Annotated in this window: 21 protein-coding genes; 13 read left to right on the top strand and 8 right to left on the bottom strand. The window is 37.5% G+C overall.

Annotated elements, in window-relative coordinates; translation table 11 throughout:
* Window positions 1–5: 5 nt before the first annotated feature.
* Window positions 6–1100: a sensor histidine kinase gene (locus tag H7992_RS23635; RefSeq protein WP_187046220.1), complete on the top strand. Its 1095-nt coding sequence runs from the start codon at window positions 6–8 to the stop codon at window positions 1098–1100.
* Window positions 1101–1291: 191 nt separating this feature from the next.
* Here H7992_RS23635 and H7992_RS23630 read toward each other — a convergent pair whose 3' ends face one another.
* The 4 genes from H7992_RS23630 to H7992_RS23610 form a co-directional block, all read right to left on the bottom strand.
* Window positions 1292–1633 carry a toprim domain-containing protein gene (locus H7992_RS23630; protein ID WP_187046219.1) on the bottom strand — a complete coding sequence of 114 codons (342 nt, stop codon included), beginning with the start codon at window positions 1631–1633 and terminating at the stop codon, window positions 1292–1294.
* A gap of 640 nt (window positions 1634–2273) precedes the next feature.
* Window positions 2274–3326 (bottom strand): HAMP domain-containing sensor histidine kinase, encoded by a 1053-nt coding sequence (locus H7992_RS23620; protein WP_187046218.1) that lies wholly within the window; start codon window positions 3324–3326, stop codon window positions 2274–2276.
* The gene (locus H7992_RS23615; RefSeq protein WP_067213706.1) at window positions 3323–4012 is read right to left on the bottom strand and encodes a response regulator transcription factor; all 690 of its coding nucleotides are present in this window, start codon (window positions 4010–4012) and stop codon (window positions 3323–3325) included. Before H7992_RS23615 ends, H7992_RS23620 begins: the two co-directional genes overlap by 4 nt.
* A 55-nt stretch (window positions 4013–4067) precedes the next feature.
* On the bottom strand, window positions 4068–4721 hold the full coding sequence (locus tag H7992_RS23610) for a CPBP family intramembrane glutamic endopeptidase (RefSeq protein WP_187046217.1): 654 nt from the start codon (window positions 4719–4721) through the stop codon (window positions 4068–4070).
* A gap of 310 nt (window positions 4722–5031) precedes the next feature.
* On the opposite strand from H7992_RS23610, the gene H7992_RS23605 reads away from it, so the two are divergent.
* From H7992_RS23605 to H7992_RS23580, 7 genes are all read left to right on the top strand, one after another.
* Window positions 5032–5589 carry a cysteine hydrolase family protein gene (locus tag H7992_RS23605; protein ID WP_067213704.1) on the top strand — a complete coding sequence of 186 codons (558 nt, stop codon included), beginning with the start codon at window positions 5032–5034 and terminating at the stop codon, window positions 5587–5589.
* Between the two features lie 1158 nt (window positions 5590–6747).
* Window positions 6748–7365, top strand: a complete 618-nt coding sequence (locus H7992_RS23600) for an NAD(P)-dependent oxidoreductase (protein ID WP_187046216.1) — start codon at window positions 6748–6750, stop codon at window positions 7363–7365.
* Window positions 7366–7790: 425 nt separating this feature from the next.
* Window positions 7791–8030, top strand: a complete 240-nt coding sequence (locus tag H7992_RS23595) for an MMPL family transporter (RefSeq protein ID WP_187046215.1) — start codon at window positions 7791–7793, stop codon at window positions 8028–8030.
* Window positions 8031–9003: 973 nt separating this feature from the next.
* On the top strand, window positions 9004–9684 hold the full coding sequence (locus H7992_RS23590; protein ID WP_187046214.1) for a response regulator transcription factor: 681 nt from the start codon (window positions 9004–9006) through the stop codon (window positions 9682–9684).
* Between the two features lie 110 nt (window positions 9685–9794).
* The gene (locus tag H7992_RS24945; RefSeq protein WP_255428535.1) at window positions 9795–10259 is read left to right on the top strand and encodes a hypothetical protein; all 465 of its coding nucleotides are present in this window, start codon (window positions 9795–9797) and stop codon (window positions 10257–10259) included.
* 6 nt (window positions 10260–10265) lie between these two features.
* Complete coding sequence (locus tag H7992_RS23585) at window positions 10266–11432, top strand: sensor histidine kinase (protein WP_255428534.1); 1167 nt, start codon at window positions 10266–10268, stop codon at window positions 11430–11432.
* Window positions 11425–12321: a hypothetical protein gene (locus H7992_RS23580; protein WP_187046213.1), complete on the top strand. Its 897-nt coding sequence runs from the start codon at window positions 11425–11427 to the stop codon at window positions 12319–12321. Before H7992_RS23585 ends, H7992_RS23580 begins: the two co-directional genes overlap by 8 nt.
* Before the next feature lie 616 nt (window positions 12322–12937).
* Here H7992_RS23580 and yiaA read toward each other — a convergent pair.
* Entirely contained in the window at window positions 12938–13408 is a 471-nt protein-coding gene (gene yiaA / locus H7992_RS23575) for an inner membrane protein YiaA (protein WP_067213699.1), read from the bottom strand.
* A gap of 1026 nt (window positions 13409–14434) precedes the next feature.
* On the opposite strand from yiaA, the gene H7992_RS23570 reads away from it, so the two are divergent.
* On the top strand, window positions 14435–14740 hold the full coding sequence (locus H7992_RS23570) for a monooxygenase (protein ID WP_187046212.1): 306 nt from the start codon (window positions 14435–14437) through the stop codon (window positions 14738–14740).
* 482 nt (window positions 14741–15222) lie between these two features.
* Here H7992_RS23570 and H7992_RS23565 read toward each other — a convergent pair whose 3' ends face one another.
* Window positions 15223–15648: a GatB/YqeY domain-containing protein gene (locus H7992_RS23565; RefSeq protein ID WP_067213697.1), complete on the bottom strand. Its 426-nt coding sequence runs from the start codon at window positions 15646–15648 to the stop codon at window positions 15223–15225.
* A 270-nt stretch (window positions 15649–15918) separates the two neighbouring features.
* Between H7992_RS23565 and H7992_RS23560 the strand changes: the two genes are divergently transcribed.
* Window positions 15919–17295 carry a catalase gene (locus tag H7992_RS23560; protein WP_187046211.1) on the top strand — a complete coding sequence of 459 codons (1377 nt, stop codon included), beginning with the start codon at window positions 15919–15921 and terminating at the stop codon, window positions 17293–17295.
* A 503-nt stretch (window positions 17296–17798) separates the two neighbouring features.
* Here the strand turns inward: H7992_RS23560 and H7992_RS23555 are convergent.
* Window positions 17799–18125 carry a winged helix-turn-helix transcriptional regulator gene (locus tag H7992_RS23555; protein ID WP_187046210.1) on the bottom strand — a complete coding sequence of 109 codons (327 nt, stop codon included), beginning with the start codon at window positions 18123–18125 and terminating at the stop codon, window positions 17799–17801.
* A 137-nt stretch (window positions 18126–18262) separates the two neighbouring features.
* Here H7992_RS23555 and H7992_RS23550 point away from each other — a divergent pair, with 137 nt between their 5' ends.
* The 3 genes from H7992_RS23550 to H7992_RS23540 all read left to right on the top strand — a co-directional run bounded on the left by H7992_RS23550 (window position 18263) and on the right by H7992_RS23540 (window position 20210).
* Window positions 18263–18670, top strand: coding sequence for a DoxX family protein (locus tag H7992_RS23550; protein ID WP_187046209.1), 408 nt, complete (start codon window positions 18263–18265; stop codon window positions 18668–18670).
* A gap of 18 nt (window positions 18671–18688) precedes the next feature.
* Window positions 18689–19537: a VOC family protein gene (locus H7992_RS23545; RefSeq protein WP_187046208.1), complete on the top strand. Its 849-nt coding sequence runs from the start codon at window positions 18689–18691 to the stop codon at window positions 19535–19537.
* 115 nt (window positions 19538–19652) lie between these two features.
* Window positions 19653–20210, top strand: a complete 558-nt coding sequence (locus H7992_RS23540) for an NADPH-dependent FMN reductase (protein WP_067213692.1) — start codon at window positions 19653–19655, stop codon at window positions 20208–20210.
* A gap of 248 nt (window positions 20211–20458) precedes the next feature.
* Here the strand turns inward: H7992_RS23540 and H7992_RS23535 are convergent, their stop codons facing one another.
* Complete coding sequence (locus tag H7992_RS23535; RefSeq protein ID WP_187048030.1) at window positions 20459–21247, bottom strand: DUF817 domain-containing protein; 789 nt, start codon at window positions 21245–21247, stop codon at window positions 20459–20461.
* Between the last annotated feature and the right edge of the window lie 43 nt (window positions 21248–21290).

Below are 21290 nucleotides of genomic sequence, written 5' to 3'. Positions count from 1 at the left end.
ATAATATGAAAAAGAAGTTATTCTTGCATTTTTCAGGTGTTTTTTTTCTTGTAATTGTGGTATCTTTTTTTACTGTATTCACAACTTCGATTCTGTTTTACACATTTTCAACGATTATTGCAGAGAAAGTTTTTGATACGGAAATAGGTTCAAATGTAATTTGGGCAGTGGTTATGGCTTTCGTACCAATCATAATCTCTATTATTTTATTTGGTCTATTTTATGTAAAGAAAATATCTGAACCATTTTTTTACTTTAGTACATGGTTACATCAATTAGCCAACGGAGATCATAATGTACCCATTCCGCATAATAATAAAAATAAAAAAATGATTCTTTTCCCTCTTTTTAATGAGATTTACTTAAATCTTAAATCACTAACTAATAAATTAGAGGAAAACAAAATAGAACGTGGGATTCTTGATAAGAGACGAAGTGAGTGGACAGCGGGCATAACGCATGATTTAAAAACACCTTTATCCTATATCCAAGGATACACAAATATGATCATTGAGCAACCTGAACAATACACTAAAGAGGAAGTTTTAGCCTCGATGAAAATAATGCACGGAAAATCGATTCATATAAAGGAACTAATTGATGAATTACATTTGACCTTGCAACTCGATCAAAGAAAGTATGCAATCAATAAAACGAAATCAAACATCATTCCCGTCATAGAATCGATTGTTCTTGAATTTCAACAATTACCGAACATTTCTCACCATGAGGTCATATTTGAATTTAATGTAACAAATTATGAATGCTCTTTTGATCCTAGTGCTGTGAAAAGAATTCTCTCTAATCTCATCATGAATGCTATCATGCACAATCCTGAAAAAACAAAGGTTGTTATTTCATGTTTTTATTATAAAAAAACAAATGAGTTCTCTATTAAGATTAAAGATAACGGTAAAGGAATGAATGAGGAAGCACAAAACAATATGTTTAATCGATACTATAGAGGAACGACAACAGAAAATACTTCAGGAACAGGTTTAGGCTTGGCGATAACTAAGCAATTAGTAGAATTACACGATGCGGAGCTGCTAGTGGAAAGTGAGGTCGGGAATGGTACGGAAATAAGTATCGTTTTCTAAATTAGTTGAGAGGACTCCCTTGCAAAAATACCTCAGTTAAACAAAGTTAGGATCACTTGATAAATTGCACATAAATAACACTTCTCAATGTGTATATGTGCATTTGTATAATTAAGTGCATTTCAAAAATCCATTAGTAACCCTTATTATACATAGACAAGGATATCTTTTTATATTATGTACGTCTTGTTTTATAGAGATATGTCGATATCACAAGCATTAATGACAGTATCAGTAGCTTTAATCAGCTTTTTTACAATGGCGAACTGCTTGGTTTTATCCTTTGCGACCTGAAACTCATAGCGTTCCGGCAATATTGGCAAACTGGCAAGCGACCACTTGGCCCATTTCGGATCGTACTCTTTAGGTTCTTTTAGTTCGACAAGATGGCCGATTCCCCATGTAATATATGCACCTTCAGAAAAAATAGGGGAGGGCAATAACTCTAAATAGCCTTCATGTCGCCGTACAGAAAAAGCGTCTGCGTATGCCTTCGCTTGGCTTGGCTTTTCGGCTAAAATTACTGGTTTCATGACAAGACCTCTTTCACTGATAAGGAAAAAACGTTAGTTCTCCTATTATCTCATAGATTGAGAAGGTTTTCTAATCAATAGTTAGGGTGAAAATTAGTGCTAAGCTATGTGGAAGTTTATTTGGTTTTCAAGTAGAAAAGACAATACTCAACAAATAGTTGAGAAGTGACAAGTAGAATTAATATTGTTGATACCGTATTGTCATTCTTGGTGATTATCAAGCTTTTGATAAGGATAGTATCATTAAGATACATGAGGAGGGCTTTCAAGCAGGCTATTTTGATGAATCATTAAGGGACCACCTAGCGAATGCTGCAATTAATTACTATGCAAATAAATCAGCTGAAGATTTAAAGTTAGAATTAACTAGAGATGTAAGTCTTGCTTCAATGTCCTTAATTTTATTAGTAAATGAAGCTGGTTTTGAAACAATCACTATGTCAGGTTATGATTCTAAACAATTAAAGGCGACTTTAAATATATCTGAAAGGTATTTAGACGTTTTGCTTATAGCGATTGGTAAAGGAACTACAGCCGGTCATAAAACAGTAAGACATCATGTGAACAAGGTACTTTATAAAGACAAGATACTGTAATTATTTTCTTCAGCAATATGATATATAAAGAGTTGTAATTCTTTTTAAATTCCTTCATCATAAATCGGCAATTCAATCGTTATGATAAATCTATTCTTATTTATAGAAGCTTTTATTTCACCTTGCATTAAATGAACTAGATTCTTTGATATACTCAACCCAATCCCTAGATGTCCTTTAGGGTTTCCATTTCTATATTCACCAGAATAATATCTATCAAATAGTTTAGATAACTCTTCCGGTTGCAAGTGATGTCCATCATTTGCAACCGAAATGTAAATCGTTTGATGATTATTCCAGCCTTTCATTTCAAATGTATTCATTGCATACCTGGTAGCGTTATTGACTAAATTACTAACCACCCTTTGCATATGGTCCTTATCCACTTTAATTCGACAATCATTCTCTATTTCATTGATCAAAACACAAGGTATTCCCTGTAAGGCTACATCCACCCCACACGTTTCGTATAAATCTTCTAGAAGGTCCTTTGCATAGAGCACTTCACCCTTTGTAGGTAGCTGATCTCCCTCGGATTTATTGAATACCTTTAATTGACCAATCAAAGTATCCAGTTCTTTCACTTTTTTATCAATCACTTTTAGGTATTTTTGAAAGTCTTCTTCGTCAACAGCCATCCCATCTCCTAACCCCTCAACATAACCACTGATAGAGGCTAAGGGTGTCTTTAAATCATGGGTAATGTTTGTGATAAACTGTCTACGTTTTTGTTCAAAGACCATTTGTTCCGCCTTGTTTTTCTTTAAACTCAATCGCATTTTTTCAAAATGAGTAGCAAATCTACCAATCTCATCATTTCGATCATAATTAATGGGGAAATCGAGGTTTCCTGAAAGAATTTCGTTCGATACTTGTGTTAATTCCTCTAAAGGCTTAACCACTCTTATTTTTATAAAACGGGTTAGCACCATTGTTACAAGAATATAAGGAATAGCAAAAAAGAGGCTTATAGAAATAATGAAAAGTAATTGTTCTCTTGACGAACTAAATCCCACCAGTAATAGGCCCATAAGCAAAGGCGAAATTATGAGCAGGATGAGAATAGATTTTAATGTCGATATTAATCCTCGTTTCATAGTAAATCACCGTTAAACCGATAACCTACACTACGAACAGTGACGATGCAATTTGCCAACGCGAGTTTATCTCTAATTTTTTGAATATGGATAACCACAGTGTTTAAGTCCCCGTATTCATCAAATCCCCATACTTGATCATACAGATGCTGTTTTGAAAAAACTTGATTTGGATGGGACAACAGGAATGAAAGGATATCAAACTCTTTTGCGGTAAATTGAATTTCAACTCCGGATTTTTTGACTACTCTGGATATCCTATTTACTTGTATATCGCAAAATTTTAAGACTGACTTTTCATCAGTTTGTAAGTTTGTAAATGTCGTTGCTCTTCTTAGTTGGGCTTTTACCCTTGCTACAAGTTCCTTTATAGAAAACGGCTTCACCACGTAATCATCCGCACCTAATCCTAACCCTAAGATACGATCTAGTTCTGTTTCCTTTGCACTGATAATAATGACAGGCAGTGTAGACTGTAGCCGAATATTCCTCAAAATTTCTAGCCCATCAATTCCTGGCAACATTAAATCTAGCAAAATAATATCAGGCTGCACTTTATTGAAAATGGTTAACGCTTCATTCCCTGAATTGCAGATGATAACTTCAAAGTTATCCTTCTTGAGATAATCCCTAATTATATCTGCTAGTTCAGTCTCATCCTCAATTATTAAGACTTTCTTATTCAACGTCAGGCCTCCTCTGGTGTAGATTTTACTGCTTGATTTAAACTAAAATGTCATTTTACGTATACAGGACTAGTGGGATCAAGGCGCTTAGATTGTTAAATGTATGAAAAATAATTGGAACAAGCAAGTTGTATTTAGAAACGACGTACAATGTGCCAAGTATAAGGCTAATTGTTAAATAAGGCACGATGTTTGTGAGGTCAGAGAAACTGTGCATATGCAGTAATCCAAACAAAATGCTTGATAGCAACACACAACCCCATACGGGTATACGACTTGATAATCTGTAGATCAGCAAATGCCGGTATACAAATTCTTCTACTATCGGCCCCATAATACCAAGAATAGCGAGAATGAGAATTGGAGGAAATGCCCTTGCGATCTGATAAACATTTTGATCATTGGTTGCATCACCGATAGGTAACAAGTAGTAAGCCAAAACAGAAAATAAGATGAAAATGAAGTAGAAGCCAATCAGTAACAATAAGCTACGAGAAATGGATTTCTTCAGAAGTTGCCAACTATCAGCCAGATGCTGGCGAAATAAAAAGATTCCTGCGATAAAAAGCACGGTATATAACATGAGTGTCATGGCTGACCTTACTTCGACCGTATACAGATGCTGGAAGAAACGAATTGCGAAAATAAGACAATAAGTAAGTGCAAAAATAATTATTTTTCTGATAGGTACATTTCTGGTTTCGGTCATCCTCTTTCACCTGGTTTACTTATTATAAAAGTTTCGTTTTTGCGTAACCTGATATTCACCATAAAAATTCCTCCCTCTTTTTATTAATCGTACAAGAGGAAGTTAATGTGTTCGTAATGACTAGATAGTAATTTTATAAAGCTTTGATAAAGTTTTGATAAAGTCATTAATATTCCTTTATTCTTTTTTTACCATTAATCAATGCGGTGAAGTAATCATTTAATTAGTGGAGGATACAAGCTACAAATGATTGATTAAATCGTGATTAGTCTGTATGTTTTAATTGTATGGGAAATTAGGAGGATTAGTGATGGATAAAAGAAACCAAGCTTTAATTATCATAGATGTGCAAAAAGCTTTTGATGATAAAAAATGGGGAGAACGAAATAATCTTCATGCCGAAGAAAATATTAGTGAGATCCTGACATTATGGAGGGAAAAAGGGTGGAAAGTAATCCATATTCAACATATGTCAGATAATCCAGATTCCGTATTTCATCCTAAGAATGCTGGATTTGCAATTAAAAAATTGGTTGAACCTACTGCTGAAGAAGTAGTGATCACAAAGAAAGTAAATAGCGGTTTTATTGGTACAAATTTAGAAGAATATCTAAAACAAAATGATATCTCAACGGTTGTAATCGCAGGATTGACCACGCCTCATTGTGTTTCTACGACTACAAGAATGAGCGGTAATTTAGGATTCAATACATACCTTATTTCAGATGCAACAGCAGCCTTTGGTATGACGGATCAAAATGGTACATATTACGATGCAGAAGTGATACACAATGTTTCTATTGCAACTTTGCATGAGGAGTTCGCGAAAATAATTACAACAGAACAACTAGTAAATGAACTTTCATAGTACTCTTATTGAACCACCGGATTGTTTATAGCCAAATGAGAAGGTGTAACAGGGCAGTAATAATTGAATAAAGGGAAGAAAAACGCCTTAATTTAAGGCGTTTTTCTTCCCTTTATTTGTGTCAGTGTTAAATATTAACGGAGTCAGTAATAAATTCACCCAAAATGATTGATCTTCTAATCCTCGTTATTGTTAGACTATTTACTCGGAAAAGTCTATCGTAAATATGGTCTACAGTTCTTATCAAGTAAGGGATTCAACAAATGTTATTCAAGTATAGAGGTTTCTAGACCCATATCATCCACATAATGGGATGACCGGTTTCATGACCACACCTCTTTTCTTTTTACGATGAAACGTTAGTTCTGATAGTTGTATTATCGCCCAAATGGGGGAGGTTATCTAATGTATGACGGCACCATATTTTATTTCTTCATGGGTTACTCAATTCAATGTAATATAGGGATTTTATCGATCTTATAGAATATAGAAATGAAGATCAGTGTAACAATCAGTACTTTTTAAAGCAATGAGATGTACAGAGAGAAAAATGAAAAGTATATTGTTGATGTATATGTCTAAATTCACTTCTCTGAACGACGAGGACCAACTATAGCTGAAATATAAACATTGAGGAATTTAACAAGGGAACCATTGAACCATTCATCTTGGATAAGGAGAGGTCCCCACCAGTAGTGGGTGCACTCCAAAACGATTAATCCAATAGACCAAATGAGTTCAAACGCTTCCAAGCGCTATGCCATGTTTGCTTGAAGCTGATCCATTTTCAATAATGATAAGTGATATACCTTAAGTAAGAGCAGCTTTCCTTAGATTTGTTGAGTCCTTTTTAACTACCTATTTTTGTTCTAGCTTTATTGTAATCGGTGGTTTAAGATGATTAATCGACTTAAGTTAAGACCTGTTTTTTACAATCAAAAGATTGAAGTTGTTAATTAAACAACCACGCTTACATCGATTAGAAAAAGTGATGTTTTCATTCCGAACAAGTTGGCGGGGGATTTGTTAGCAATAATTACTCAATGCTGGAAAGTGATTTTTAGTATTCCAATTCGAAGGAGGTCGTACTTTAATAGTTATGTTAGAATTAGTTTACGAGTTAAATAATGGTAAACCAATTCAGCTTGGAGGGAACTTATGAAAATCATCATTTTTGGAGCTTCTGGAAAAACAGGGAAGTTGCTTGTTGAGCAAGCGCTTTCTGACAACCATAGGGTCACAGCATTCGTAAGAAACCCAAGTAACTTAAACATTTCCAATCCGAACCTTGTGATTGTACAGGGGGATGCAACAGATGCATCTGATGTAAAAAAAGCTATTCTTGGGCATGATGCAGTTATTTCAACACTTGGAACGAACACTGGATTACGAAAAACGACAATACTTCATGAAATGACGCAAAACATCGCTCAAGGTATGAAGGAACAGCAAGTGTCGCGGATCGCTTACATGGCTTCGGCAGGAATCGACAAGGAAATACCAGGTGTTATCGGGAAAATTACGATAAAATTGCTTGGAAATGTGCTAGACGATCATCATAATGCAGTGGCTGTATTAAAAGATAATAATTTACAATGGACGATTGCAAGACCCCTAGGACTCAACGACAAACCGTTTACAGGGACATACCGTAAAGAAGCGATTGGGGTTCCTAAAGGCGGCCGTTCAATTTCTCGTGCGGATGTCGCCGACTTCTTATACCAGGCCATTGTCAATGAAGAATTTATCCATCAGTCTGTTGCTTTGAGCGACTAGTCAACAAGAAATGCTAGATAAAAGCACAAGAATAGTAGAAGGCCGAGTTCTAACACATTTAGAGATGTGTTAGAACTCGGCCTTTGAGTGGTCCATCTACTTTTGATGTATCGTATTCATTAAAAGTAGCGTTTTTATTGTATATGTGGGTGATTCAAGGTTTCCTAAAGGGAGATACCGAACCGCGATATTTGCGAGTAGCGATGATATCAACCGCCCCGCATGACACAGGCAATTAAGTAGTGAGGTGAAACGGAAGTTATTGGTGAGGTACTTGATAATGTGAGTGCTGCTGAAGTCAATAGATTAAAAGAGATGCTACCTTTCAGTATTTTACCGCCACAGGCCCACACAAGCTTTTTCTCGGAAAATAAAGATCATTAGATTCCAAAGAATTAGAGGTAAGTATAAAGAAGATAAAAGTAATGGTACAAGATCAAATTGGTATGACGGTTTATATGACTGGTCCTGCCGGAATTGTTATTGACACCCTAAGCTTGTTTTCTAGAGCTGATCTTGTATTAATTTTATCAACGGTCGGAATTATTTTGGTTTTATTGATTGTCATTTATCTTTCGCCGTTACTTGCTTTGATTCCTTTACTAGCTACATACACGGTATTTATTTGTATGGCGGCTAACTATAATCAGGATATTCTAAAATGAAATGCGAAGCTGAATAGCAAGAACCCATTATTAGGTGCTTCACATTAATTAAAGTCTCAATTGTATAGTGGGAAAATGCACATAAATCCTGGTTGTTAATCGGGTTATGTGCATTTTTATATTTACGTGCATGGCGATACCATCAATTAATGCAAAGAGCCGCTCAACTTCCAGATCAAGATTGAGATTTTTTTAGTAAATCCATCGTATACAAATAACTAATGAGCTTTTGCCTACCTTCTAATATTCCATCATTAAGTATATTTAATTTAGATGTACGATGTTTCACATGTGCTTTAAAAGCAAACCAAACTGACATTTCTACAAGTAATTCTGTATTGTCGGATACACACTCAAGTAATACAATGATGACTCATTCCCTTTTACATATGTGAACGAAGTTCTTCCAAGACCGCGTAACTCGAACTTTTCATTGGTGCGGACTTTTTATGGTCGACAATCTTTAAAAAAAGTCGAACGCGTATATGGTCTATTTACCTTGCATAACAAGAGATTCAATAGCCTTTATTAAAATTTAAATATTGCTTGACCCTTATCACCCACATAATAGGATGACGGGTTTCATGACTGCATATCTTTCGTTCCGTAATAGAAACGCTTGTTCTGTGAATATCGCATATAATGGAGAGGTTTCCAAATTCATAGTTGGTGTGAAGGCGGCTGTTAATGTCAAACAAACGTTGAGAACTCGGTGACATTGTAACACTGAAGAAAACAAGAGTATGATTCAGTTAAGACAATTGTTTGTTGTGAATTAGTAATTGCTAGAAGAAGTCCTTTAAAAGTTTTGACTTTACTGGTTTATGAAATCCATACAACGTACACACGACGTACACAGGAGTCCTCTATACTAGGTCTAGAAAGTACTATCGGAGGTGTAGGGTACGTGAAAATATACTAGAATCATGTCCATAGTTAAAGGGTGACGTGGATAGATGTGGAGAGTGCAGCTATGAAAAGAAAGATATTGTTAGTCGAAGATGATACGCTGATGCGTGAGTTTATAACGGATTATTTCAAAAAGGAGCAATGGGAAGTATACGAAGCGGAGAACGGAATGCTCGCACTGGAGATTTTTGAACAAAATTCCATTGACCTGATTGTTTTGGATATTATGATGCCGGAAATGGATGGGTGGTCGGTATGCAGGCGCATTCGCAAGGAGTCAGACATACCGATTATCATGATTACAGCTAGGGTGGAAGACGATGATCAATTGATGGGGTTCGAGTTGGGTGCCGATGAATATGTGACGAAGCCTTTTAGTCCGAGGGTATTAGTGGCTCGTGCTACCGCATTAATGAAAAGAACGGAAGGTACAATTGGTCGTGAAGGAGATATACATACCTTTGGCGATCTAGTAGTAAACAGAATGGCTCATACTATTTCCGTGGCGGGAAATATGATTTCTTTGTCACCAAAGGAATATGATTTGCTTCTCTTTCTTATCAAGCACTACGGTAAAGTTTTATCCCGTGATTATATTCTGGACGCTGTATGGGGATACGATTATTTAGGGGATTTGCGGACAGTAGATACCCACGTCAAAAAATTAAGAGCCAAGCTTAGTGCCGAAGGTCGATATATAGGTACCGTCATCCGCGTAGGTTATAAATTTGAGTTGGAAGCATGAGAAGGCAGGGGGTAGTCCTTAAACTTTTTGTGGTAACATCTATTCTGATTATGACTGTTTTTTCCCTTGTGATGCTTGCGGAGGGCTTGTTTTTCGAGCGGTTTTATCGAATGTCCAAGATCCATGCACTAGAGCAGAATATGAGCCATTTCGAGGATCAATACGAACAGGTTGGATCCAATAATCAGCAGGTTTCACGGCTACTCGGTGCATTTATGAATGATAATGATACCAGTACTTCCATCTTAAATCATCGGTTTGAACGGATTAGCATAAATCCTTATTTTCTGGAGTTGCAAACAGACAGACAGGCCATTACCATTCGTGTGCCCGCGGATGGTATGGAACTAGGTGCTATTCCGAATGGGATTCAGATCGGCGATACAACAGTGATAGACGGTATTTTCATGGATGAGGATGATACTGTCATGCAACTTGTTGCCATACAGCAGAAAAACGAAGATCTCGTAAATAGGTTAACACGAGTGAAGGGTAAAATAACGGATTTGATGCTACCCGAACAACGCTCGTATAACCCTCTATATCAAGATACCCTGATCGATGAAGCCCTCTAGGACTGGATGCCGAAGCTAGAACAATATGAATCTCGTTTGCAGGACGGTTCGCTTGTTCAGGCGGAATGGATAGATAATTGGAGCGGTGTCCAATACGCTATTCTGATTAAATCGCTAGCACATAGTGAAAATACAGAACGTTATTTATTCGTCATGACTTCTCTACAACCAGTTGGGGAAGCAGTCGAGATACTCAAGAAGTATTTTGTATATTTGACGCCGGTAATTATTATGCTCACCATTATTCTATCTTTGATTTACTCGAGAATTGTATCCCGTCCGTTAGTTACGCTAAACCGTGCTGCCGCGCGACTCGCCAAGTTAGATTTTACCATGGAGCCTGAAATTCATTCGAAGGATGAATTCGGGGAGCTGTCGCGCAATCTAAATGCGTTGTCTCAGAATTTAGATACGACCTTAAAGGAACTTACTAATATGAATGTGAAATTACAAGTGGAGATGGAAGAAAAGCGGCGATCCGAGCAACTTCGTAAAGAGCTAATCGCGAACATATCGCATGAATTGAAAACCCCTTTAGGCATTGTAAAAGGTTTCGCAGAAGGGTTGCAGGATGGAGTAGCGAGCGACAAAAAAGACCGTTACCTGAATCACATCGTGAATGAAACAGATCGGATGAATGCTTTAATAATGGATATGCTGGAGCTCTCCAAATTCGAAGTCAAAGCAATTCATTTAACGCTTAGAAGCGTATCCATGACAAACCTCGTTCAAAATGTAGCTGATTCGTTTTCTCATCAATTAGAGGAAAAGCACCTTCAATACAAGTTGAACAAAGTAGAAGAACTATTTGTAAAGGCAGATTCTAGACGGATTGAACAGGTCGTTCTAAATTTATTGAGTAATGCCATTCGACATGCTGTGGAGAACAGTGTCATTTCCATTAGTATCGAGCGGACATATTCTGGAAAGGTAGTCACGGTAATCGAGAACGCTGGACCGCCCATTGCGGAGGACGATTTGAACCGGGTGTGGGATCAATTCTACCGGATTGAGCGTTCTCGAGATCGTAAATCTGGAGGGACCGGTCTGGGACTCGCGATTGTCAAACATATCCTGGAGCTTCATGATAGCGAATTTGGTGTAGCGAATACAAATCAAGGCGTCGCATTTTCTTTTACCTTATATGAAAGCAGAGGAGAACCCCATGAATAACAAAAAATACAGCTATATCATTTCAGCTCTGTGCATGCTTCTTTTAACTAGTGGTTGTGCTATGAAATCTGAGTCTGAAGCACCGGAAGCGCAGCCATCTGAAACAAATCAAGACAATACCACCAAAGTAGAGGACGCTTTAGCGGATTCCGGGAATGAAATATTAATTGTAATAGATCAGACCCCAAAACCGATAGAGCGAAATAGTTTCGATTTCGTAGTGAAACAGGTTCCGGAAGGATTCGCGCTAGCCGAAATACAGTGGATTTCCAAGGATAATCTGATTGTAAATTCGGTTCAAGATGCCATTGAACACGGAGCTAATGGGGAAGATGGATTTTACATTAGTGGTGACGGACAATTCTCGGGTTTCATATATCCGGATACGATGAAGGGTGAGGAAGGTCAGGTTGTATTTCTATTCAAAGATTCCGAAGGCAATGAGTTAACTTGGAAAAAGAAATTAACGTTGAGTCCGTCAGCAAACTCTCAGGAGGGGGGTAAGAATGAAAATGTCGTTGAGATTCCGCAATATATGTTAGAGCAATATATGCAGGCTATTGCTAATCAGGACGCTGCAAAGTTGGTCGAGTTATACGGCGGTAGTTACCAAGGACTCATTAACTTATTTCCCGAAACAGACACTAATGACAAGTTGAAATTAATTGATCAGTATCTGATGTTATTGCCAAGGATTTCACTGAATGAAATTCTTGAACAGACCGTAGTAAGCAAGGACAAATATATATTCGTGATTACGTTAAAGTTGGAAGACGGAACCTTATTCCATACGAGGGAGTTTGACACGATCACCGAAAAGTTTACTTACACAGTTAAACGAGTCGATGGCAAGCTGAAAATGATGGAACTTCCTCCATACCAGGCTTAGTTTGATGGTAGTCACGATGAGTTGAAACTTTTGTTAACATCATTGAAAGCAATGATGTTAACAAAAGTAAATACTAAGGTATATCGTGCATAACTTTTCATTCGATATTGATTAAAGGCTATATAAAACCGACTGATGGGCTTAATAAATTGAGATTCTGATTTGAATTTTGGGTAGTATAATAACCTGAGATGGGAGAGCGTCACGCTGACGGTTTGAAGGTCGACGTTTCGCACCCGGTATGCACCATAAAATGAAATGCGGTTTGAGCTCTTGATGAATAAGGGTTCTTTTTTTGATTGATAATTGAATCTAAGGTGACAGTCAGAGCGACCCTTCCTTTAGACTCGCTACGGATGAATACTATCTTCAGGCGAAGCAATTGAAAGATGGTACCGAGGGGGAAAGTGACCAGAGCTTGAAAAAAGTCCTTTCCAAGCTGAAGAGCGGGAGAATTTGATTTAATAAGATAGAGTATATGGGTGACTGACATCCTAAATGTAGTGGCGTTTATTCAAAAAAAGCGAGTCACACTCCGGTAAGAAAAAGGGGTGACTCGCTTAGTTATATTCTACTTGTTGAATAAGTCCAGACTGTCAAATTAACGGGAAGTAACTCAATCTATTTCTCTTGCTCTCTGTGTATCCCTAACATTTTTCTGAACGGTTATCGCTGCAAATATACTAAGAACGAAAGCCATACCATAGAACCCTTTTTCACTTAAGACAATACTTCCTGCGTTGTATAAACCGATGGCCATTAATAAAATAGATATAATAAGTGCTAACCAACTAATACCATAATAAATGTTCGTGACTGGTATTCCTTCTTCTTTATCTCTTACAGCTTTTTGTAACGAGACAGATGAATAGAGTCCGAATACTAAAATTGCAAAGTAATATCCTTGTTCATTCAGTTCCATAGCTGCATTATACAGGCCTAAGAGATAAGCTGATACTCCTATTACCAGTGCTGCCCATGAAGCTCCTTTGAAAACCGGAGTTGGTTCTCCATCTTTTCTTTTTATTTTCATTTTTGGGGCGTTTTGTTTTTCCATATCAAATAAATCTTCATTATTATTAGTCATTGAATGTTCTCCTCCCCTTTCGACAATCATATCTGAACGAGTATAAATCAGCAATGTTTTTTGGGAATAGTCTAACTCCTCTAAAAAGTTGAATCTGATTTTAAGTCTACAAAAATGTTAGCTTTAACAGGGATCATCAAGGATTATTCGCAAATGAGTTCGTTTCTATCATTCTTTGAACATTGCAGCTAATTTTTTGTTGGAACTTTTATAGTATGTAAATAAGGGGAAATTAACTAGTCGTATATATATAATTTTATGGGATATATTCTGCGTATTGGGAGAAAGAAGAGGTATACAAAAAAATATCTATGATGGTGAGAATTCTTTCCAAAGTTATATTGGAAAGCAGGGGATTGGTTAAAATGATGCAGCCCATCTAAGTAAGTCTCTTCTTGTATTACAATTTTCTAATGGGTTACAGCCCAATCCGAACTAATACATATTATTTTAACGTAACTATCAAACTGGACAAACTGACGGAAATTGAACACTGAATCCAAATGGAAATACTCGATCCCGATTGGACTTATGGGGAAAAATGATAGCTGCCGATACTGTAGCAGTTAATTACATATTATGATTGACAGGTTTAAATATTACAGGGGAAAAATGAAAAGGGGGAGGAAACAACATGTTTATACATTCATGAGAGTCTTCGAAGGAGATCAAATCATACAAAAGGCCACGCTTTTAAAACTCATTCTTAACTTTTAGGTATAATACATATGAACTAACGAAGCAAGTTAGCTAAATAACATAAGAGTCTTTATAATTAAGGTATTGACATCCATTTGAATACTATGTGAAGGATAAAAATAATTTCTGAATCTGGAAGCACTACAACCATCCCTTTTTAGCTTGCGTGAAACAGAAAAACTTCTATTTCACAAAGAAATTGAAGTCATGTACATTGTTGAACAAATAGTCATTAACTCATTTATTGAAAAAGAGCTTACACGAGATCATTATCAAGCGCATGAAAAATTTATTTTACAACTACTAAATAATCGGAGGAGAATGACTATGGCGTACCTACTACAAGTGGATTTTAAAATGGCTGGACCATTCGGAGATGAAATGGCGGAAGCGTTTACTGATTTAGCAAAAAGCATCAATGAAGAAGAGGGATTCAAGTCGAAAGTTTGGACAGAAAGCCCAGAAACAAATGAAGCCGGTGGAATTTACATTTTCGAAACAAAAGAAACAGCTGAAAAATATCTAGATATGCACACTAAAAGATTAGCCGGATTTGGAGTCACAGCCGTCAACGCAAAAATCTTTGCGATTAATTCTAAACTTACCGAAATTACTAAAGGGTCGATAAAGTAAATAAAAAACCTGTAAATTTATTGTTAAAATTCACGGATTTTATATCGTCTCTTATCAAACGAAAAGCAGTACATCAGTGCTTGAGTAGAAACTCTTTCTGTAAAGAAAGTTCAGGATACTCTTGAGAATTGTATTAGTATCTAGCCGGCCCCCTTGAGGGATCAGCTATTTGACCGTCCGATCTATCAAATCGGAGGTCTTATTTTTTTATTCAATTTAATTGCTTGATATATAAGATTGGATAGCTAACAGGCAGGATCTTCATTTCTACAAGGGGATTTTTGTGAAATGGGTCTTTTACAACCGCAATTTCTTTTGAGTGAATAGGAAAAAAAGCTGATATTATTCGAATAGTATCAGCTCTTACCTATTACTACTTAACGGGAAGTGTATCCAACATCCACATAAAGGGATTGTCGATTTACAAATGAATATGGGGTTTCCGTGCAACAATTATCTTGCACGGAAACCCCACACTAATATCAGATTAAGTTTTTCACGACTTTTGACATCGTTCCTCCGTCTGTTTTCCCAGTAAGTAATGGTTTTGCGATTTTCATGGCATCACCCATGTTCATACCTTTGGTGATTCCTGCCTCTGTCAACATTGTTACAATTTCGTCTTCGCTAAGTTGTTTAGGCAAGAATTTTTTGAGCAGAACTAATTTTGCTTCTTCTTGTGCAATTAAGTCTTCACGCTGTGCTTTTTGTGCGCCTTCCAGCGCTTGATTGGTCTGTTTGATTTCGCGGTTGACGATGGCAACTTCCTCATCAGTTGAAAGAACTGCACCTTTTTCCTTTTCAGCGCTATCGAGTGCTGCTTTTACTAATGTTAGTACTCCTTTTGCGAGCACATCTTTTTCCCTCATGGCATTCTTTAGATGTTCGAATACGATTGTCTTTAACATTTTTGGATCTCCTCCTATTAGTGGTTAAAAGTATAGAAGAGATGCATGTGAAAAGCAACAAATGATGATTTATTTATATCGACTTGAATCAGCACAAACTCCCTGCTCTGCAGATTAGTGGAACTCTGGCTAAGGTCGCCGCGTCCTGCGGATGTCCGTTCTTTTTTGCATGGTTATTCTGCTAACTACATTCATAATTGTATGGGGCCTCACATAAATAATAGTGTATCTTAGGGAATTAACTTGTGGGTACAGGAGGCAGGAATAACTATGAGAGAAAACAATGGAGGGGAATCAGGTTCTTCCACGCATCTAAACAGAAATGCATCATGGGCTGAGGAAATGCATTCACAGACTGTAGGTGAAAGAGGTCCTGTACTGGAGCAGGACAGTATTTTACATGAAACATTGGAGACCTTTGTCCATTCAACAATTTTAGAAAGACCAGTGCATGTTAAAGGCTTTGGTGCTTTTGGTTACTTTGAGACTGTGTATTCTATGGCAAAATACACAAAGCTGTGCTTTTTACAAAATCCTGGGCAGCAAGTTCCAGTTACTGTGAGGTTTTCGCTTGCTGTAAGTAATAAAGGTACTCCGGATACCTCACGAAATGTGCGTGGATTTTCTACTAAGTTTTATACTGAAGAGGGTATTTTTGATTTGGTCTTCAACCATATTCCTGTATTTTTAGTACGAGATGCTATACGTTTTCCAGAGACCATTCAAGCTTTTTTACCCTCGCCCGTAAATAACTTGATGGATCCCGAAAGGTTCTGGAGCTTCATAGCCAGAGCGCCAGAATCAACCCATTTTGTTGTTCGGCTTTACTCTGATGCAGGCACAGTAAAAAGCTTTCGCCACATGCCGGGTTATGGTGTGAATACCTACGTTTGGAAGAACGGGGAGGGGGTACGCAGTTATGTAAAATATCACTGGGTTCCTTATGCTGGGGAGCAGTATATAGATGCTCAAGAAGCCGCCCGATGGAATGGCGAGAACCCAGATATTGCAGGTCAGGATTTGTATGATACCCTAGCAAAGGGAGAGCCTGTTGTATATGGGCTTTATGTGCAGCTTATGAATCCGAAAGATGAAGCCACTCTTCCTTATGATCCATTGGATGATACAAAGGTTTGGGATAAACAGCAGTACCCTCTGATGCCGGTTGGCCGCTTGACGTTGAACCGCAACCCGGATAACTATATGGAACAAGTGGAGAAACTGGCATATTCACCGTCCAATCTTTTGGAAGGGGCCGAATTATCAGATGATAAGATGCTGCAGGGACGCGCCAATATTTACTCGGATTCCCAGCGGCGGCGGCTTGGACCAGATTTTCGCAAAATACCTATCAATCATCAGGAAGACTGGACACCAGCAACACAAGTGACAAGCGGCAACGGCAGATTTGTGGAGGGGCATCTTGAACGATCCGATTTGCCAAAACCAGATGATTTTACGCAGGCCGGGCAATATTATCATGCTCTTCCCCCTGAGCAACAAAATCACTTAGTAAATAATCTTTCTGCTGATCTTGCCGGCATATCCGATGAGACACGACGCATTGTTTTGACGTATCTGTACAATGCATCGCCGGAAATGGGAGAACGGGTTGTCCGACAAATTAAGACACAGACAAAGGGTTAATTCGATAACTTTCACTAAAATGATCAAACCTTATTATGAATTTTTCGAATTTAGGTACATGTACAATACACTACTCAAAAAATACAATTGAACAATAATAAAATGAAGATTGGACATGTACGCGGATGTCTAATCTTTTTTCTTGTTTATTCAGAATTTAGAAAAAATAAAAGCACCAAAAGTTCAAAAAAGGGAGCGCTTCTCTACATTGCATGTCATTGAATGAAAATGAGTTTTGTGATTATTGATTTTGTGAAGACAACTAGTACAATCTTTATTTTCAATACGGTTTCTTAATCTAAATTACAGCAGAAGATTAAGAAAAAGGAATGACTAGCCTGTACCAAAATAAGAACGGTCATGAAAATGCCATTATTGAATATATTCACCTTCCCGCAAATCGGAAAGATTCAAAAACCTGTAATTATTCCTAGTTGACGTTTTCTTAGAAATCATTTTGTTAATTTCATATTTTCCTTTTGTGTATAGGTAAGAATATGATTTTATGTTTCTTCACTCTCTATTTCCACCCATGACTGTGACCAATTTTCTATTTCTTTCAAAACCGGCTCTAATGAAAGCCCTTTTTCCGTTAAGGAGTACTCAATAATAACAGGTGTTTCAGGTATAACATCACGCTTTACAATCCCTTGTTGTTCTAAATCTTTTAAGCGTTCTGATAAAACTTTGCCACTGATTCCGATAGAAGATTGAATTGTACTAAATCGGTTTGAGCCCGACAATATTTGATTGATAATCAAAGCCATCCAGCGCTGACTTAAAAGCGAGATGGCTTTTTCAAATCGGGGACAAATAATAGATTGCTTCATTTTTTCTTTCACTCCTTTATATGCAGTATATAACATGATGGGTTTATTTCATAAGTAATTAACTTACTTGACAACTACAACGCTCTATAATATAGTTAATTACATAAAGTAACTAACTATAAAGGGGAATAGTGAAAATGAATAAAAATGATGTGGGTACGGTTATTTTGCGTTTGGTTTTAGGTCTTACTTTTTTCATTCATGGATTATCCAAGTTTCAAGGGGGCTTAGCTAACACTGCTGGTTTTTTCGAAAGCCTTAGTATTCCAGGATTTTTAGCTTATGCCGTTGCAGTTATAGAATTAATCGGCGGTATTCTGTTGATACTTGGTATTGGAACACGAATCATTTCTGTATTGTTTGCGGTTATTATGCTGGGGGCAATTTTTACAGTAAAACTCTCTGCAGGGTTTCTTGGCAATGATGAAATGGCGGGGTACGAATTGGAATTGGCACTATTCGCTATGTCCATTTTTCTCGTTTTTGCAAACAGCACTCGTTTCTCGTTAGGTAATAAAATCTTTCGTTCTGAGGGACAAAAATAAAAAACGGAGGTAAGAAATATGGAATTTCATAGCAAACCAAACACTTTTGTGGGTCATGTAAACATTAAGGTACAAGATTTAAATCGATCACTTACGTTTTATCAGGAGATTCTTGGTTTTCAAGTTCTAGAACAAACTGAAAAAATGGCTAAACTAACAACGGATGGCAAAACGAGTGTGTTGTCAATCGAACAACCAGAAAACGTAGTACCCCAGTATGGAAAAACTACGGGTCTATATCACTTTGCCCTTCTTCTACCTAAACGCTCAGACTTAGCTGAAATCGTGCATCATTTTATGGAAATCGGTTTGCGGTATGGATCATCAGATCATCTTGTAAGTGAAGCTTTATATTTAGCAGACCCAGATGGAAATGGAATTGAAATTTATATAGACCGCGAACCTTCCGAATGGACTTGGAGTAACGGTGAAGTGGCAATGACAGTGGATCCATTGAATTTTGAAGATCTTCTATCCGAAGGGAGACCGCAGTCGTGGAAAGGTTTACCGGCTGGGACCGTCATGGGGCATATTCATTTACATGTATCTGAATTGAAAAAGACCGAAGAGTTTTATACTAAGGGCCTCGGTTTTGAAGTGGTTAACCGGTATGGCAATCAGGCGCTTTTCATCTCTACGGGTAAATACCATCATCAAATTGCCTTAAACACTTGGGCCGGAGTTGGGGCTCCAACACCACCTTTAAATAGTGTTGGGCTGGAGTCGTTTACTATAGTTTTAGCAGATGAGGTAGCAAGGAATAATGTTATCGCCCAGTTGAAGAATATTGGTGTAGCTGTGACAGAAGAAAACGGTTCTTTAGTATCCTATGATCCTTCTGGGAATCGTATTTATCTAGGGATTTAAGGGGGCGATTTATAAAAGTAGAGTATTGAAGCCGAGATAAATAAATCGTATAGGTGGTTATTATGTGGGGTTTTTAGATAGACTATTAGGTAGATCTAATGAGGAGGAAAAAACAATGACAAATGAAAAATTGAAAATAGGTATTGTTCAAGGTAGTGTGCGTGAAGGGCGAAACGGTGATGCTGTAGCAAAATGGATGGTTGATTTTGCGGAAAAACGTAATGACGCGGAGTATGAAATCGTAGATCTTGCAAATTACAATCTTCCATTCTTGGGTTCAGCAAATGCACAACCTGGTGCTGAAGGACAAATAAAAGCTTGGTCAGAAAAAATGGCTTCTTTCGATGGTTATATTTTCATCACACCTGAATATAACCATGCCATCGGTGGAGCGCTAAAAAATGCACTTGACTTCTTAAACCCAGAATTGAACAATAAAGCGGCTGGTTTTGTTGGATATGGTAGCTTGGGCGGTACGCGTGCACATGAAAACCTGCGCCTGATTTTGGGTGAGCTACAAGTTGCTGACGTACGTACGGCAGTTACGTTCTCACTTATGTCTGACTTTGAAAACATGAGCGTGTTCAAACCTGCTGACTACCATGCAGCCAACGCGAACACAATGCTTGACCAAGTCCTTTCTTGGAGCGGTGCATTGAAAACTGTACGATAAATTAACAATTTTGTGCCAAGTGCCACTTCACAACTTGTAATTGTGTTGGTACTTGGCACGTTTTTTTATAACGTCAAAAAGGAATAAGTTTTAAGATGACCTTTTGGTAATTTAAAGTTCATTTGCGTTATATCTATTGGCCATGGAAACGAGGAATTACACATGTGTTGATTAACCAAAGGAAACCAGTAAATGACTGCTTAACTTTGTGTTAAAACACTAGTCGTCTTACGTATTCTTAACTGTCATTATAATTGACTAGCATCTACCTTAGTGGAATTTTTCCCCTTAACCTGTTTTAACGTCGCTACTATAAGAAAGCTAACAATTACTAATAAGAGCCATGAACTTACCTTTCCTAGGTGAACGAGACTCCATGCATCGGTTTGGTTTGGGTATTTCCATGCACCAAAGAACGTTGCAATATTTTCAGCTATCCATATAAAAAATCCGATGAGCACAAAAGAAAGTGCGAGTGGCATGCGGTAACGAGTTCCATCAACCTCGTATGTGACCCATGATTGCCAAAAGACGATAATTACAAGTCCAGATAGCCACCACCGAACATCGATCCAATAATGGTGAGTGAAAAAGTTTAAATAAATTGCAGCTGCAAGAGGCACAACTATCAAAAACGGTGGCCACTTAACCAGTTCAACCTTTAACCTCCTCCATGCCTGGCAAAGATAACTCGCTACACTCGCGTACATGAATCCACTATATAAAGGCACTCCAAAGATTTTGAAATAGCCATCCTCTGGATAAGCCCAGGAGCCCATATGTACTTTGAAAATTTCAAGAGCAAGTCCAATAAGGTGGAACAATGTGATAACCTTTAGTTCATCCCGTGTTTCAAGCCCAGAACGCACCATCCACCATTGCATCAGAAGGAAGATAATGAGCAGCCAGTCATAACGTGGTAGGAACGGAAGTGGGATGAATTGTGTAAAAGCCAAAGAGGCGAAAATGACGACAGGAAACAAACATGATAGGGCCTGCTCCCGGCCAAAACGAACGAGTTGTTTTGATGCTCTCATGATTTGTGTCTCCATTTTTGGATGGTTAAATTCATGAGTAACT

Source organism: Sporosarcina sp. resist (genome assembly GCF_014302295.1).
In the GTDB taxonomy this organism is placed as follows: Bacteria; Bacillota; Bacilli; order Bacillales_A; family Planococcaceae; genus Sporosarcina; species Sporosarcina psychrophila.
Note: the sequence above shows the minus strand (reverse complement) of the source record. Positions and strands in the feature narration are given on the sequence as shown.